Raw genomic sequence first — 15,299 nt, 5'->3', positions numbered from 1 at the left:
TCAAGTTAATTATTGATTTCGCCAAACTTTTATTGAGATGCAGTCTATCTTAAAATCGTAATGTATCCTGAATGAGATCTATTGGCTTCATCATTTAATTCAATAAAAAAATAATAATTTCCAATAGGAAGCGGAGAACCTTTATAAGTACCATCCCAAGAATTGTTATAACCTGTAGCTTTGTAAACAACATTCCCCCAACGGTTGTATATGGTTAACTCATTATTAGGGAAGGCTTCTACGTTTTTAATAAAAAAGGTGTCATTAAGGCCATCTCCGTTCGGTGTCATAGTATTGGAAAAAAATGGTATACAACGTTTATCTGTATCTGTATTGTCATTGTCCATTCTAATTTCAAATGAGCTTAATGTAAAGCATCTACTATCAATAGTACTTTCGAAACGGACATAAACTGTAATGTCTACGCCTGCATTAAGGTTTAATTCTGTTATACTATTTAAATCTTGCAGAGCATCGTCTTCAAAAAGATAATAGCTTAGATTAATTTCGTCTTGGTTCATATTTTCAAAAATATGCGCGTTTATTTGAGTTAAATCATACCTAACAGTGTTCTCATTTAAATAACAGAGATGAATGTTTTCAATGTTATTAACTGTTGGTGTGTTTAAAATAGCAAGAGAAAACATAAAGACTTCAACACAGCCATTCTGGTTTGCAATTCTAGCATAAATTGGTTGTGGATTTGTGAGGTTACTAAATTGTAAAGGTAGGGCCCGCAATCCATTAAACGCTTCAGGAGAAGTTAAATGAAAACTAACGGTTGGTAATTCAAGATTGTTGGCTGCTAAACCTTGTAGAATATAATCTTTTTGGTCAGCTAAATCAAATACAGGTGTATTGGTAGAGCCAGGATTAGTGCATAGTACCATATTTTGCGGTATATTATAACCAATGATGCCGTTACCTATGGTAAAAGATTTTGTTATGATAAAATCTCTGGTTCCATCATTGACCGTAAGCGTAACATTATAGGTTTTGTTTAAATCATACCTATGGATGGGATTTTTATTGGTACTAAAAGAAGTATTATCACCAAAATCCCATAGGTATGCTAGGTCGTCGCAACTATTTGATAAGTTTGTGAAATTTACAATATCACAATTTATTTCGAATTCAAAATCAGGAATAGTTTCAGTAGTATTTACCGTAACTTCTTTGCTTTGAGTAAAGTTTTGAACTCCATCATTAATTGTTAAGGTTACAGTGAATGACCCAGATGATGCATATGTATGCCTAGGCCTTAGTTCATTACTAGTTGGACTACCGTCACCAAAATCCCAAAGATAACTTTTTATAGTTGAGCATGGTGCGGACTCATCTTCAAATGTAACATCAAGACAATTAATTATAAAGCTGAAATCTGTATTAGTTTCAATATTAATACTAATGGGTTCTGTATAGGTTGATATGACTATTCCTGGATTGTTTACATTGGTAATGTGTAGTGTAATATTGTAGGTGCCAGAAGCGTTATAAACGTGTGTTAAGGAAAGTTCATTATTATTAGTGCTTACAGTTGGACTACCATCTCCATAATTCCAATTGTAAACAAGATCTGAAAAATTTTCTACTGGAGTATCACAAATCTTACTGGTATTTGTTACCGTTATAGTTTCACAGTTTGAAATAGAAGTTGAAAATTGAGCAGTTATAAAAGCATTGTATTCAAAAGACTTAGATTCAACTAAGCCATCTTCTGACCTTACAGTTAATGTAATAATATAGGTTGTGTTTTCATTAGTAACAGGAAAACTGTGTAAAGGATTTGTTTCGGTACTAGTAGTGCCATCTCCAAAATCCCAAAAGTAGGTAAGCCCACCCTTACAGTAGTCAGACAAGTTTTTTAGTCGTATGGTATAGCATATATTATTATCCATTGAAGTTGATGGTTCAATTTTAAAATCTGCTTTAGGAAATGGTGGGCCACCAGAATTAATAACCTTTACGTTGAATCTTGTGGATGGGCCATCACAACCATTTTCATCTCTAGCAATTATGGTATACGTTGTGTTTTGTCTTGGACTTAATATTGCTGAAGTCCCGCTAGGTGCTATATCAATAAATTTACCAGGATTTGTAGGGTCTGGTCTTGTATACCGAAAATCCCCTACATTACCTCCTGTAGGTTGTACTAAAATACTACCACCTAAACAAATTTCTTCGTCTGGTATCTCATCTATATTTGCTCGAGGTTTAGGTTCTAGGGTAATGAATAATGTACTTAAACATCCTGTGTTGGAGGTAAATTCAACCTCGTAGGTTTCACCGTATTGGGCATTGGTGACAGTAATGCTAGGTGAGCCTTCTCCATTAGACCAATCGTAACTAGAGAATCCTCCAGGAGCATGCAGTGTTACAGTGTCTCTATTATTACACAAGTTTTCAACTTGTATTTTTAGAGGTTCTAGAGAAGCGTCTATATAAGCATATCCTCCATGTTGCCCTAGGGTACAATCTAAGGCTATAAATTCTATAGTAATATCTTGACCTATAAGTGGCGTTAAGTCTGCGCTTTCAGTTTTCCAAGGTAATATTTGAAATTTACCACAATTTATAAAACCTTTGTCTAGTGCATTAAGCCCAGAAAAAGCCTCATACTTTCCGCAGGGTAGAAGGTTGCCTTTGGAGTCTTTGATGTTGACTACAAATTTTGGTTGCTCATGGCTTTTATGTCCTGGATCTTCTAAAACTATGGCATAACTATACTTTAGTAAAGTAGCGGTTGGTGTTACTCTAAATGTATGGCTTATTCTAGCCGCCTTATTGCCACCATCTAGATTGCCTATGCGTGCAGAAAACCTTCCGCCAGATAAAACAGTTGGAATGTTGAGAGATGCTGGTAAACAGTTTAAAGCATTTTGGTCATAACGTGGACTAGAAGGACTGGTTAATTTTATTTGAAGCCCTAAATCACTAGCAGGTCTAGCATTCCAATCAACATCACCAGTATCAGACCTCACCCCTGTGTCTAAAATCCAATTGTCAAAATTACCAAACTCAAAATTCATATTTTCAATTTGAGCAGAGGTTACAGATAGTCCTAGGAAACTAAGAACACATAATATGAATATTTTTAGTTGCTTTATCATTATAAGGAATATTGAGGGCAAGCACAATTCAATTTATCAAGACTAAATCTATAGCCAATAATGATTTCATGGGAACCAGATTGTTGGTTATTGAATTGGGTAGTTACCCAATCATAAGAGTAACTAAACAAGAGATTATCAGTAATACGTAAACCAAAGAAACCGACTATCGCTTCTTGGTCACGGTAGGCTGCACCGCCCCAAAATTTATTATTGTAAATTAATTTAGCTCCTGCATCCCAACTCACAGGGGTGTTTTCTGAAAATTTAAGCAAGGTAAAAGATACAAGCTGTATTTCTTCACGAATATTTATTCTGCCTCCTGCTAAAAAATTATAATTTGATACTATAGAATTTCCATCATAAGAATCAGAAAAACTAATTTGCTTGTTTAGAATTTGGTTTGCTGCCAACCCAAAAAACATGTTTCTAGAATAGGTATAAAGACCTAAACTCAAATCAAAATTAAAATCAGATATATTTTGTATCAATGGATCTATGGGAGAGTCGAATATTATAACCTCACTAGTATCAAATTTAAACTGTTTAACACCTATGAAAGTTCCTAAAGACAAAAACCAATTTTCCGATAGCTGTATATGATAAGCATAACTCCCATAAAATCCACTTTGCGAAATAGGGCCAGCTCCATCATTGTATATAAAAGCTCCTACACCTTGATGTGTTCCTTCTTCAGGTAAATAACCAATTTTAGATGGATATAAAGCACCATTTATACTTAGTGTTGCTGTTTTGGGAGCACCGTTAAAACCTGTCCATTGGTTTCTGTAAGCAATATTTATATCAACGTAATTTTCAACTCCAGTCATTGCAGGGTTTATAACAAATGGGTTTTGCAGATACTGAGAAAATTGAGGGTTTTGTTGAGCTGTTAAGGTTGAGTTATTTAGTATAATAAAATAAAATATAAGAGTGCCTATTAATTTATAGTACTTGATGCTAAGAGATATAACTATGCTTAAAAAAGATACATTCACAATGGTCATATAACACACAGACTTAACCAACTAATTTACGATGATTTTTTTGTTCTTGAATTTTGTAAATGTTAAAATTAATTGTGCTCTATTAAAAATTTGCTAAATCATTTTGATTAGCGATTTTTTTAGCTAAGTAGGTTAATATTGAGCATTTGATAATTTTAGAGCCCTTATTTTTTTTGTTATTAAAAATGAAGCAGCTTAAATTATTAGCTTCTTAAAAATTTGTTTTCTACCTAAAAAACTAAGTATTATTACGTAAGTTTGTCGTGTTGTAAATTAATTATGTTAGCAATAGTATCACAAACAAAAAATAACTTTAACTTGTCCTCTAGCACGGAGTGTAATATTTGTGGTAGCGCAAATTGTTTAATTCATAACTATTCAGAGATACTTTTTAATTCAGAGTTGTCTTCTAGAAGTACTGTTTTAAAATGTAAAAAAGGACAGCAATTTATCATAGAAGGAGCGCCTGTTAATGGACTTTTTTTTATAAAAAGTGGCACTGTAAAAGTATTTAGAACAGGTATAAATGGTAGGGAGCAAATTGTTCGTTTTGCTAGAGCTTGTGAGATTGTTGGTCACAGAGGTTTTGGAACACAAGAATATTATTCAATTGGAGCTATAGCTCTTCAAAACGTCGAATTACACTATTTCTCTAAAGAGTTTTTGCAAGAAGTTTTAATTAATAACCCTGATTTTACTTATGCTATGATGCTTTTTTATGCTAATGAGCTGAATAGGAGTGAAAATAAAGTGAAATCCATCTCTCAAATGACTGTGCGAGAACGTGTTGTAGATACTATTTTATATATAAATAGGAAGTTTGGTGAGGTAAATGGCTTTTTAAACTTGCCTTTAAGTAGAAAAGAGTATGCTGATTATGCTGGTACATCTGAAGAGCAGGTAATCAGGGTGTTTTCAACACTTAAGAAAGAAGGTTTGATTAAGGCTAACGGAAAAAAAATAGGTATCTCTGATATTGAACTTCTCAGGAAAGAGATAAGCGAACATAATTTCTTTTTGGATTCATAAACATTTATCAAAAATATCTTTTTTTAACAATCTTTAGCTTTAATTGTAGATAAGTGTTTTCATCTTTTTGTATCCAAATCCTTGGTTTTAGTCAATAAAATTTATGTTGTAAAATCAGTTTTTTTACTGTTATATCTTGTTTTAAAATTAGGGGTAAAAACATATTTATTACTACGCTTATCCATATTTATTTTAAAACTCTCATGTTAGTTTTGTTTCAGAAATAAGTATTAATACTTAATATTTTTTCGGAGTTAAAACAGACTTTTAATAACAAATATTATGGAACAAAAAACAGTGACACTTGTACAAGAGTCTTTTGAAAAAGTAAAACCAATAGCCCCTGCCGCTGCAGAGATTTTTTACGGTAAACTATTTGAATTAGATCCAAAATTAAAGCCTCTCTTTCCTAGTAGTGATGATGCTATGAAAGAGCAAGGAAATAAATTGATGTCGATGCTAGCTGCAGCTGTGGCTGGCCTAAGTAATCTTGAGGCTTTAATTCCTATTTTACAAGATTTAGGTAAACGACATGTTGAGTATAAGGTTGAAGCTTTTCATTATGATACGGTAGGAGCGGCTTTACTAGGCACACTTGAAGCAGGTCTGGGTGATGATTTTACTCCAGAGGTTAAAGATGCTTGGGCATCGGTTTATGGAATCATGGCAGATGTTATGATAGAAGCAGCATATAAATAATTAACATATAAAGAAAGAATTATGGAATTAACTAAAATTAAAAAACAAATAATTGCATTTAATGTATTAGGAATAGCATTAGTCTCTTGTGGTGGTGTGCCAGAAGAAAAGTCCGCAACAGCAACTGAAGAAAAGGCTTTTTCGGTGGAAGAAGTTCTTGAGATGGTAGCAAAAGAAAATGATGTAACTAGAACGCTTTATACAAAAGCTATTGTAGGAAAGGGTAAAAAGCAAGGAATGAAGTTTGATGAAGACTGGAGAAAAGATGATGTAGAGGCAGGTCCACTTCCTGCACTGTTTCTTAGAGGTGTAGCCACAAGTATTAGAAAAGGACCAGTTCCGTTAGGTCTGTATTTAGGTTCAGATTTTCCAGTAAATGCAGCAAATAAATTTGAAGGAAAACAAGCCGAATTATTCGATCAGATTAAAAAAGATCAAAAACCTCAATTTTTTTATGACGAAGATCAAAAATTACACACAGCTATGTTTGCAGACCTAGCAAGTGCAGGTGCCTGTGTATCTTGTCATAATGACCATCCGCAAACAACAAAGTCAGACTGGAAATTGGGGGACGTTATGGGGGCAACGACATGGCAGTATCCAAAAGATTCTCTAACGTACAAGGAAACCGTAGCTGTTTTAAATTCTTATGCCAAAGGAACTGTAGATATTTATATGGAGTATTTGGATGAAATAGAAGCTTTCAAAGAAAGTGAAAAACCTGAAATTGGTAATAAATGGCCAGAAGAAGGTAACTATCTACCAACTGCCGAAGTTTTCTTAGATAGTGTTAGAAAACTAGCGTCTTATGAAACTATGAAGCAATTAGTGGCTTCTAAATAAATAATTTTAGTGTTAATGAATGTTGCAATCAGGCTCATTGTGTATATAATATGGGCCTTTGATTGTAATGTTATTTAATGTTTTATATCTATAATGGTATTAGGTAATAATAAATCTACGCTTATAGGCTTGTTGTTTTTCGTAGCATTTTTTGTACAATTTTTTCTGAAAATAGAATGGCTTTGGCTATCAGAATTGCAGCAAGATGAAATGTATAAAAGATGGTCTGGTTTATTTTTGGGGCTTTTAATAGCTTTTCAATGGTTACTTTCTCTTGTAAGAACAAGTAAAAAATTGAGAAGGTATGCAATGTCTATGCAAAATTTCCATAAATGGTTAGGGGCTATAAGCCCGTTGATTTTTTATGTGCATAGTATGGATATGGGTTATGGTTATTTATTGTTGTTATCTTATATATTCTTTTCAAATACCATTTTGGGATATTTCAATTTAGACGTTATTAAAAATAATAGTGATGCTCTCTTTAAAGGCTGGATGGTGAGCCACGTGGCATTATCATTAATCATTACCATTCTTATGGTATTCCATATTGTAATGGTTTTTTATTACAAATAGACCTATGAAATTAGTAGTAAAAGATATTATAAAGGAAACTAATGAAGCTGTAAGCTTATCTTTTAAAAATGGTAATTTCTTCAAGAAGCTAAAGTATAAGCCTGGTCAGTTTTTAACTATCCATGTGCCAATTGACAATAAGGTTCATAAGCGTGCTTACTCATTCAGTAGTAACCCTTATACAGATAAGGATTTAAAAATAACTATAAAACGAGTTGAAAAGGGGTTGGTTTCTAACTACGTACATGATAATCTTAAAATAGGAGATAAATTAGAGGTAGATGACCCAGCGGGTTCATTTTATATTAATCCCAATAGTAAATCCCAAAAGCAATATGTATTATTTGCTGGAGGTAGTGGGGTGACGCCTATGTTTTCAATAATAAAGTCTGTTCTAACTGAAGAAAAAGATTCCAAGATTCTCTTGTTATACGCCAATCAAAATTTAGAATCTATTATTTTTCATGAGGAAATTAAAGCATTAGAAAAGGAGTATCCAAATAAGTTTTCCGTAGAGCATATTGTTTCGGTTTATGAAGGGTCAAATAACAATTACCATGTTGGTTTAGCAACGCATAAACTCATTGATGAAATCTTTGTAAAACATAATATTACTTATAACAGTGATCATGCTTATATGATATGTGGCCCTTTTGGTTATATGGAAAAAATAAAGGAAATTTTAAAGGATAACGGTATCACAAGAGATAAAATTAAGCTAGAGGTTTTCAAGGCGCCAGAGGTTAAGGTTTCTGGTAAAAATTTGTTAAGTGATGTTACGCTAAAGTATAAAGGAGAGGAGCATCAATTACAAGTTAGAGGTGATAAATCTATACTTAACCAGGCTTTGTCTGATAATATTGTTTTACCATATTCATGTAGATCAGGTATGTGTTCTACATGTAAAGCTAAATGTTTGGAAGGTGAAGTAAAAATGACCAATGGCCATTTGCTAACAGACGAGGATGTTGCTTCTGGAAGTATACTTACCTGTATTACGTATCCTTTGAGTGAAAAAGTTGTTATAGAAATTTAGATAAATACATAGTCTATGTTTAAAGTAAGCCCTTTGCGAAAACGGCAAGTTATTGGAGGAGTTATTGGTTTAGTACTTGGTAGTTCCTTGTTTTATATATTGACGTTAGATTCCACAGAAGCATATGTTTCCATAGGTCCAATGAATACAGGTCATCAAGATTTGTCCTGTTTTGCATGTCATGCAGATGCTAAAGGAAATTTAATGCAACAAATTCAGTCAAATATCTCCCATGCTTTTGGAGCTAGGAGTGAGGGCGTAGATTTCGGAACGCAAGATGTAACTGTAGACAATTGTTTAGAATGCCATGACAGAGCCAATGACAGACACCCAACATACCGATTTTCAGAACCGAGATTTAAGGATGCTATCAAGGTAATTAATGCTACTACTTGTATTACTTGTCATACAGAGCATCATGATAAAGAACGTGTATCTCTTAAAACAGCTGATTACTGTATGAATTGCCATCAAAAATTAGTAGTAGAAAATGATCCTTTAGATATATCGCATGAAGATTTGATCTCTAACCAGCAGTGGACTACCTGTATTCAATGTCATGATTTTCATGGTAATCATCGATATGAGGTTCCTGAACAGATGAAAGATACCATTCCTTTACTTGAAGTTAAAAAATATTTTGAAGGAGGAACTGATCCATACGGTACAGACAAGAAGTATATTGCACTTTCTCAAGAAGAATGGCTTAAAAAATTAAATAAAAACTAAGTACGTACTTAAATCTAAGTATTGTTAATTAGCAAATAAGTATAAAATATTTATATAAAACGCCTTAAAGTCAATTATTTAAAATAAATACCTGCTTTATAGCAGGTTTTTTTATGGCGTAAAAAGTGTTTTGTGTATGGTGTTAGTCATGAAATAGAAACCAGTCTACTTATATATTTGTCTTAAAATTAAGTAATACTACTTAGAAATTAATTAAAACAATGAATATGAAAGCACTAATTAAAAAATCAATCTTCATTCTGCCAGTGGCTGTTCTATTATTTTCTTGCGGTAACAAGAAAAAGGATGCTGCCATAGCAGAAAATGTTTCAACAGAAACTACAAAAACAAAAACATTAGAAATTGAAAAGCCACAGTTAACTTTTGGTTTTATCAAATTAACTGATATGGCACCTTTAGCCATTGCAAAAGAAAAAGGATTCTTTGAAGACGAGGGGCTATTTGTATCAGTTGAAGCTCAATCAAACTGGAAAAATGTATTAGATAGAGTTATAGATGGTCAGTTGGATGGTTCTCACATGTTAGCAGGTCAGCCAATTGCTGCTGGTGCTGGTTTTGGTCGTCAAGCAGAGTTGGTTACACCATTCTCTATGGACTTAAACGGTAATGGTATTACGGTTTCAAATGATGTATGGTCTAAAATGAAGCCAAATGTGCCTGCAGGTCCAGATGGCAAGCCAATTCATCCTATAAAAGCAGATGCACTAAAGCCTGTAATTGCTGACTACAAAGCCAGTGGTAAAGCTTTTAAAATGGGTATGGTATTCCCAGTATCTACACACAACTATGAGATTAGATATTGGTTGGCTGCTGCTGGTATTCATCCAGGAATGTATACTGCTGAAAATGTACAAGGACAAATTGATGCTGAGGTTTTATTATCAGTAACACCTCCGCCACAAATGCCAGCAACTCTTGAAGCAGGAACCATTTACGGATACTGTGTAGGTGAGCCATGGAATCAGCAAGCAGTATTTAAAGGTATTGGAGTGCCAGTAACCACCAACTATGATATTTGGAAAAATAACCCAGAGAAAGTATTTGTAATGACAAAGAAATTTGTAGATGATTATCCAAATACTGCTGTCGCTGTTACAAAAGCTTTAATAAGAGCTGGTAAATGGTTAGATGAACCAGGAAACAGAGCAGAAGCTGTAAAAATCCTTTCAATGTCTCAATATGTTGGTGCAGATGAAGCTGTATTAGCTAACTCAATGACTGGTACTTTTGAATTTGAAAAAGGCGATAAAAGAGAGATGCCTGATTTCAATGTATTCTACAAGTACAATGCTACGTATCCATTTTACTCTGATGGTATATGGTTCTTAACTCAAATGAGACGATGGGGGCAAATTCCTGAGGCTAAACCAGCTGGTTGGTATGAAGAAACTATTAAAAACATTTACAGACCTGATATCTGGACTAAAGCTGCTAATCTTTTAGTGGAAGAGGGAAATATTCCAGCAGGTGATATTCCAAAAACAGATGGTTATAAGCCAGCTACTGCAGATTTTATTGATGGTACAACGTATGATGCAAAAGATCCTATAGGATACATTAATAGTTTCAAAATAGGAAACAAAGACGAAGCTGTAAAATAAAAAAAATCACTTAATAAAATAGTTTGATTAGTCATGAAGCAAAGTATAACATTAGGAAAAGTAACTAAGTTTATGGGGTTAGGTTTTTTAAGCACATTAAAAGACTTATTTACAGGGAAGTTAGAAAAAGAAGATTTAAAAAGTTTTCTTCGTAAAGTAGTCGTACCGCTTGCTTCCATACTATTATTTTTAGGTCTGTGGCACTTAGGCGCTAAGTCTTTGTACAACACAGAAGCAGAATTTAAAATTGAAAAAGCTCTTAACGATCAAGGTCCTGAGGCTGCCGAAGCAATGCGCGAATGTATTGCGTCGGGAGACATCAGTTGTCAACCAAATACGTTGCCATCTCCGGCAAAAGTTTGGGATTCGTATCAATCTTTATTAAAAGACCACCAAATTATTAGCGCAGATAAGGCTGCATTCGCAGAGAAAACTGCAGCTTTAAACGAAAAGCGTGTTGCAGAAGGTAAAGAACCTATTGTTTATACTGGTAGACCATCATTTGTGGATCAAATTTTTAGAAGTTTAAAAACGGTATTTGCAGGGTTCTTATTAGCACTTTTAATAGCTGTGCCGCTTGGAATATTTATAGGATTAAGTCCTACTTTAAAGAGTGCCTTTAACTGGTTTATTCAAATTTTCAAACCAGTGTCACCAGTAGTATGGTACTTGTTAGTTTTCATGATTGTGAAGACCTTATTAATTGACTCTAGTGAAGATAGTTCATTTACCATTTCATTTATTAGTGTAGGATTATGTTCTATGTGGGCCACTTTAGTAAATACGGCTATGGGAGTTTCTGCTGTAGATAAAGATTACATCAATGTTGCTAAAGTATTAAAGTTGGGAACTTTTCAAAAAATATTTAAAGTGATTTTACCATCATCTTTACCATTAATCTTTACAGGTTTAAAGATTACAATGTCAGTAGGTTGGATGGTACTTATTGCTATTGAGTTATTAGCACAAAGTCCAGGTTTAGGAACATTTGTATGGGAGGAATTCCAAAACGGCGCTAATGATTCTAATGCAAAGATTATTGTTGCCATGTTTGTCATTGGGATTATAGGATTCTTGTTAGATCGCTTGATGTTATTTGTTCAAAATTCAGTGTCATTTGAAAAGACGGATGCAATATAAATTATATGGAGTTGTGCAGTTGTTTATACGTTTAGCCCAAAAAAACAACTTAACAAATAAACAACACAGCAAATAAACAATTAAGATTATGGCATATTTAGAATTAAATAATATCAGTAAAACTTACGGTCAAGGTGATCACGCTACTGAAGTACTATCAAATATCAACTTGTCTATCGAAGAGGGAGAATTTGTAGCCATCGTAGGTTTTACAGGAAGTGGAAAAACAACTCTGGTTAACTTGATAAACGGTTTATTAGAGCCAACAAGTGGAGAGGTTTTGTTTAAAGGAAAACCTGTTTCGGGAACAAGTCACGAAAGAGGGGTAATCTTTCAAAATTACTCATTATTACCTTGGTTAACTGTAGAGCAAAATGTTTTAATGGCTGTTAAAGAAGCTTTTCCTAAACGAGAAAAAGCGGTTTATAAGCGTAAAGCAGCTCACTATATCGACATGGTAGGTTTAACACCAGCTATAAATAAGTTACCTAGAGAATTATCGGGAGGAATGCGTCAACGTGTTGCAGTTGCAAGGGCTTTGTCTATGAAACCAGATATGATTATTATGGATGAGCCTCTAGGAGCCTTAGATGCTTTAACAAGAGGCACACTTCAGGATCAGATTTTAAATATTTGGGGAAAGGATAAACGTACCGCTTTATTGATTACCAATGATGTTGATGAAGGTATTTACATGGCGGATAGAATTATTCCTTTAAAGCCAGGTCCAAGAGCAACTTTGGGACCAGAGTTTAATATTGACATTGAAAGACCTCGTGATAAAACCGAGATGAATGATAATGAAAGTTACAAAAAAACGCGTAATGCCATTATAGAGTATTTAATGGATATAGGAAATGAAAGAAAATCTGAGGCTACAGAAGAATATGAACTACCAGATTTAACTCCAAAAGATTTTGTTTATCAATTTAAATAATAACATCAAATGAGTACAATTATAAAAGATAAAAAAACAACTGGGTTGGAGGAGAACGGATTGTTTCCTTCAAATGAAGTGATGTTAGATTTAAAGCAGCTAAAGAAAGTTTATCCAACACCAAAAGGCGATTATGTGGTTCTAGAAGACTTGAACCTTCAAATTAAAAAAGAAGAGTTTGTTACTATTATTGGGCATTCTGGATGTGGTAAAACTACGATGCTTTCTATGATTGCGGGATTGAATCCAATTTCTGGAGGGAATATTTCGGTGTTAGGAAGACATATTAAGGGGCCAGGACCTGATAGAGGTGTTATTTTTCAAGCACCTAGTTTAATGCCCTGGATGACATCACTACAAAATGTATTGTTGGGTGTTAACCAAGTGTTTCCAGATGCTACCAAAGTCCAACGTAATGATATTGCAAAATATTATTTACAAAAAGTTGGTTTAGAAGATGCATTTCATAAAAAGGCGTCAGATCTATCGCAAGGTATGCAGCAACGTGTTGGTATTGCTAGAGCCTTTGCAATAAAGCCAAAAGTGTTGTTATTAGACGAGCCTTTTGGGATGTTAGACTCTCTAACAAGAGGGGAACTTCAAGACACTTTAATTGATATTTGGAACAAAGAAAAAATTACAGCAGTTATGATTACCCACGATGTTGATGAAGCCATTTTTTTAGCTGATAGAGTGGTCATGATGACGAGTGGTCCAAGAGCAAAAATCGGGGATGTTTTAGAAATTGATTTTGAACGCCCAAGAACACGAAAAGCGGTTCTTGAACACGACGATTATTATAAGTATAGAAAACACCTTATCGATTTCTTAGAACATTAAATTTTAAAAGAAAAAAAGCAGTTAGAAACATGAGTTTTGTCATAAAAGAGATATTTAGGTCTTTTTATATTTGCTTCGATGTTTCAAACAATGAATAAAATAAATAACTAATTCAATTCAATAATTAATAACTAATTCAACAAAGAAAATTTAAAATCAGAAAACATGAAGAAACAATACGTATTTTTGGCAATTTTTGCTCTTGCAATACAATTTGCACAAGCACAATTTACTTTAGATGGTGAATTTAGACCACGTTCAGAATATTTTGGTAATGGTGGTAACTTTACAGGAGGCACATTTCCAGCTCAAACGGCTACCGATGCAGATGAAGGATTCATTAGAACAACGGTAAGAGCAGCATTAAATGCCAAGTATAAAGCAGAAACCTATACTGTTTATACAAGTTTTCAAGAAGTTTTTGCATTTGGTGATCGACCACAGATTGCAACAAATGGAAATGGCAACTTTAGAGTACAAGAAGCTTGGGCAGATTTAAAATTAGGTGAATTTTCTAGTTTAAAACTTGGTCGTCAACAATTATCTTACGATGATCAAAGAATTCTTGGTGGTTTAGGATGGGCACAACAAGCACGTACACATGATGCCGCTGTATATAAGTATAAAAAAGAAAAATTTAGCCTTGATTTAGGTGGGTCTTTAAATACTACTACTGATGAAGTATATAATGTTTCAAACCTGTTTTCATATAGAGATATGGTTTTTGCAAGAGCAAATAGTAAAGGGGAGAAACTGAATTTTACTTTCTTGGGTTTAGTGAATACATTCCAAGATTCAAATGTAGACGGATCAAATAAATCTAGTTTAATAACTGCTGGTATTCATGCAGATTATAATTTAGGGGGTGTTAAGTTAACAACAAACTTATTTGTACAAGAAGGACAGAGAATAGGTGGAGTTGATGTTAAGGGTGCTTATTTAGCAAGTTTAGCGGCAAACTTAAAATTGAGTGATAAAAGCTCTCTTACGGGTACAGTAGAGCGTATTTCAGGTAGAAATTCTGAGTCGGCAGCATTCTTTCCATTATATGGTACAAACCACGCCTTTAATGGATTAATTGATAGATTCTATGTTGGTAACCATGCAAATGCAGGTGGATTAAACGATTTTCAATTATCTTATGCAACCAAAATTTCTGGGGTAGCTGTTTCAATTGCTGGACACTACTTTACTGAACAATCTGATATTGATGGTATGGGTAACAATCTAGGTTCTGAAATAGATTTAGTGTTAGCTAAGAAATTCAAAGAATTTTCATTAGTTGGTGGTTATTCTCACTTTTTTGAGCCAAGTGCTGTAGCAGATTTACCAGGGGTTAAGGATACTCAAAATTGGGCTTGGGCTATGTTAGTAATCAAGCCGAAATTTTTAAATACAGCTCAATAATACTAAAAATAAAGCCTGAATGAGTTCGGGTTTTTCATGACTAGTTTTAAAAATCCCGCCTGCTTGCGGGATTTTTTTATGCTTATAAGATTTGTTTGTTAGCAAAGGTGTTATAAAAAATGGTCTTCTAAAAGTATTTTTAGAAGACCATTTTAATATTACTTGTAAAATTAAAGCTTACCACCCTGGGTTTTGTGGGAATCCTTCATAGAACTGTGTTTGGTTTGCCTCAAAAGGCAACCAATAGTGTTTAGGATACTCACAAATGCGCTCTACAATAAGGAACTCTTCAAAGAAGGTCCAATCTTTATCAAAATATAACCC

Annotated in this window: 13 protein-coding genes; 11 read left to right on the top strand and 2 right to left on the bottom strand. The window is 33.7% G+C overall.

What is annotated here, in order from left to right:
* Positions 1-44: 44 nt before the first annotated feature.
* Together DFQ02_RS13540 and DFQ02_RS13535 are read right to left on the bottom strand one after the other, a co-directional pair.
* The gene (locus DFQ02_RS13540; protein WP_116524988.1) at positions 45-3,110 is read right to left on the bottom strand and encodes a gliding motility-associated C-terminal domain-containing protein; all 3,066 of its coding nucleotides are present in this window, start codon (positions 3,108-3,110) and stop codon (positions 45-47) included.
* The gene (locus DFQ02_RS13535) at positions 3,110-4,117 is read right to left on the bottom strand and encodes a PorP/SprF family type IX secretion system membrane protein (RefSeq protein WP_116524987.1); all 1,008 of its coding nucleotides are present in this window, start codon (positions 4,115-4,117) and stop codon (positions 3,110-3,112) included. Before DFQ02_RS13535 ends, DFQ02_RS13540 begins: the two co-directional genes overlap by 1 nt.
* A gap of 279 nt (positions 4,118-4,396) precedes the next feature.
* Between DFQ02_RS13535 and DFQ02_RS13530 the strand changes: the two genes are divergently transcribed.
* The 11 genes from DFQ02_RS13530 to DFQ02_RS13480 all read left to right on the top strand — a co-directional run bounded on the left by DFQ02_RS13530 (position 4,397) and on the right by DFQ02_RS13480 (position 14,975).
* Positions 4,397-5,146 carry a Crp/Fnr family transcriptional regulator gene (locus tag DFQ02_RS13530; protein ID WP_116524986.1) on the top strand — a complete coding sequence of 250 codons (750 nt, stop codon included), beginning with the start codon at positions 4,397-4,399 and terminating at the stop codon, positions 5,144-5,146.
* A gap of 282 nt (positions 5,147-5,428) precedes the next feature.
* Positions 5,429-5,845 (top strand): globin family protein, encoded by a 417-nt coding sequence (locus tag DFQ02_RS13525; RefSeq protein WP_116524985.1) that lies wholly within the window; start codon positions 5,429-5,431, stop codon positions 5,843-5,845.
* Between the two features lie 21 nt (positions 5,846-5,866).
* Entirely contained in the window at positions 5,867-6,688 is an 822-nt protein-coding gene (locus DFQ02_RS13520; protein WP_116524984.1) for a c-type heme family protein, read from the top strand.
* Positions 6,689-6,781: 93 nt separating this feature from the next.
* The gene (locus tag DFQ02_RS13515) at positions 6,782-7,264 is read left to right on the top strand and encodes a hypothetical protein (protein WP_116524983.1); all 483 of its coding nucleotides are present in this window, start codon (positions 6,782-6,784) and stop codon (positions 7,262-7,264) included.
* A 4-nt stretch (positions 7,265-7,268) separates the two neighbouring features.
* Complete coding sequence (locus DFQ02_RS13510) at positions 7,269-8,300, top strand: ferredoxin--NADP reductase (protein ID WP_116524982.1); 1,032 nt, start codon at positions 7,269-7,271, stop codon at positions 8,298-8,300.
* A 15-nt stretch (positions 8,301-8,315) separates the two neighbouring features.
* Positions 8,316-9,029: a cytochrome c3 family protein gene (locus DFQ02_RS13505; protein ID WP_116524981.1), complete on the top strand. Its 714-nt coding sequence runs from the start codon at positions 8,316-8,318 to the stop codon at positions 9,027-9,029.
* 227 nt (positions 9,030-9,256) lie between these two features.
* On the top strand, positions 9,257-10,651 hold the full coding sequence (locus DFQ02_RS13500) for a CmpA/NrtA family ABC transporter substrate-binding protein (RefSeq protein ID WP_116525086.1): 1,395 nt from the start codon (positions 9,257-9,259) through the stop codon (positions 10,649-10,651).
* Between the two features lie 33 nt (positions 10,652-10,684).
* The gene (locus DFQ02_RS13495; RefSeq protein WP_116524980.1) at positions 10,685-11,791 is read left to right on the top strand and encodes an ABC transporter permease; all 1,107 of its coding nucleotides are present in this window, start codon (positions 10,685-10,687) and stop codon (positions 11,789-11,791) included.
* A gap of 88 nt (positions 11,792-11,879) precedes the next feature.
* Entirely contained in the window at positions 11,880-12,728 is an 849-nt protein-coding gene (locus DFQ02_RS13490; protein WP_181896426.1) for an ABC transporter ATP-binding protein, read from the top strand.
* 9 nt (positions 12,729-12,737) lie between these two features.
* Complete coding sequence (locus DFQ02_RS13485; protein WP_116524978.1) at positions 12,738-13,568, top strand: ABC transporter ATP-binding protein; 831 nt, start codon at positions 12,738-12,740, stop codon at positions 13,566-13,568.
* Between the two features lie 165 nt (positions 13,569-13,733).
* Positions 13,734-14,975 (top strand): alginate export family protein, encoded by a 1,242-nt coding sequence (locus DFQ02_RS13480; protein ID WP_116524977.1) that lies wholly within the window; start codon positions 13,734-13,736, stop codon positions 14,973-14,975.
* The last annotated feature ends 324 nt before the right edge of the window (positions 14,976-15,299 follow it).

The organism is Seonamhaeicola aphaedonensis (assembly GCF_003386195.1).
GTDB lineage: Bacteria > Bacteroidota > Bacteroidia > Flavobacteriales > Flavobacteriaceae > Seonamhaeicola > Seonamhaeicola aphaedonensis.
The sequence above is the reverse complement of the archived record's forward strand: the minus strand, read 5'-3'. Positions and strand labels throughout refer to the sequence as shown.

Excerpts from the sequence above, each read along its gene's own strand:
- DFQ02_RS13540 (WP_116524988.1), bottom strand. The coding sequence starts at position 3,110 with ATGATAAAGCAACTAAAAATATTCATATTATGTGTTCTTAGTTTCCTA.
- DFQ02_RS13535 (WP_116524987.1), bottom strand. The coding sequence starts at position 4,117 with ATGACCATTGTGAATGTATCTTTTTTAAGCATAGTTATATCTCTTAGC.
- DFQ02_RS13530 (WP_116524986.1), top strand. The coding sequence starts at position 4,397 with ATGTTAGCAATAGTATCACAAACAAAAAATAACTTTAACTTGTCCTCT.
- DFQ02_RS13525 (WP_116524985.1), top strand. The coding sequence starts at position 5,429 with ATGGAACAAAAAACAGTGACACTTGTACAAGAGTCTTTTGAAAAAGTA.
- DFQ02_RS13520 (WP_116524984.1), top strand. The coding sequence starts at position 5,867 with ATGGAATTAACTAAAATTAAAAAACAAATAATTGCATTTAATGTATTA.
- DFQ02_RS13515 (WP_116524983.1), top strand. The coding sequence starts at position 6,782 with ATGGTATTAGGTAATAATAAATCTACGCTTATAGGCTTGTTGTTTTTC.
- DFQ02_RS13510 (WP_116524982.1), top strand. The coding sequence starts at position 7,269 with ATGAAATTAGTAGTAAAAGATATTATAAAGGAAACTAATGAAGCTGTA.
- DFQ02_RS13505 (WP_116524981.1), top strand. The coding sequence starts at position 8,316 with ATGTTTAAAGTAAGCCCTTTGCGAAAACGGCAAGTTATTGGAGGAGTT.
- DFQ02_RS13500 (WP_116525086.1), top strand. The coding sequence starts at position 9,257 with ATGAAAGCACTAATTAAAAAATCAATCTTCATTCTGCCAGTGGCTGTT.
- DFQ02_RS13495 (WP_116524980.1), top strand. The coding sequence starts at position 10,685 with ATGAAGCAAAGTATAACATTAGGAAAAGTAACTAAGTTTATGGGGTTA.
- DFQ02_RS13490 (WP_181896426.1), top strand. The coding sequence starts at position 11,880 with ATGGCATATTTAGAATTAAATAATATCAGTAAAACTTACGGTCAAGGT.
- DFQ02_RS13485 (WP_116524978.1), top strand. The coding sequence starts at position 12,738 with ATGAGTACAATTATAAAAGATAAAAAAACAACTGGGTTGGAGGAGAAC.
- DFQ02_RS13480 (WP_116524977.1), top strand. The coding sequence starts at position 13,734 with ATGAAGAAACAATACGTATTTTTGGCAATTTTTGCTCTTGCAATACAA.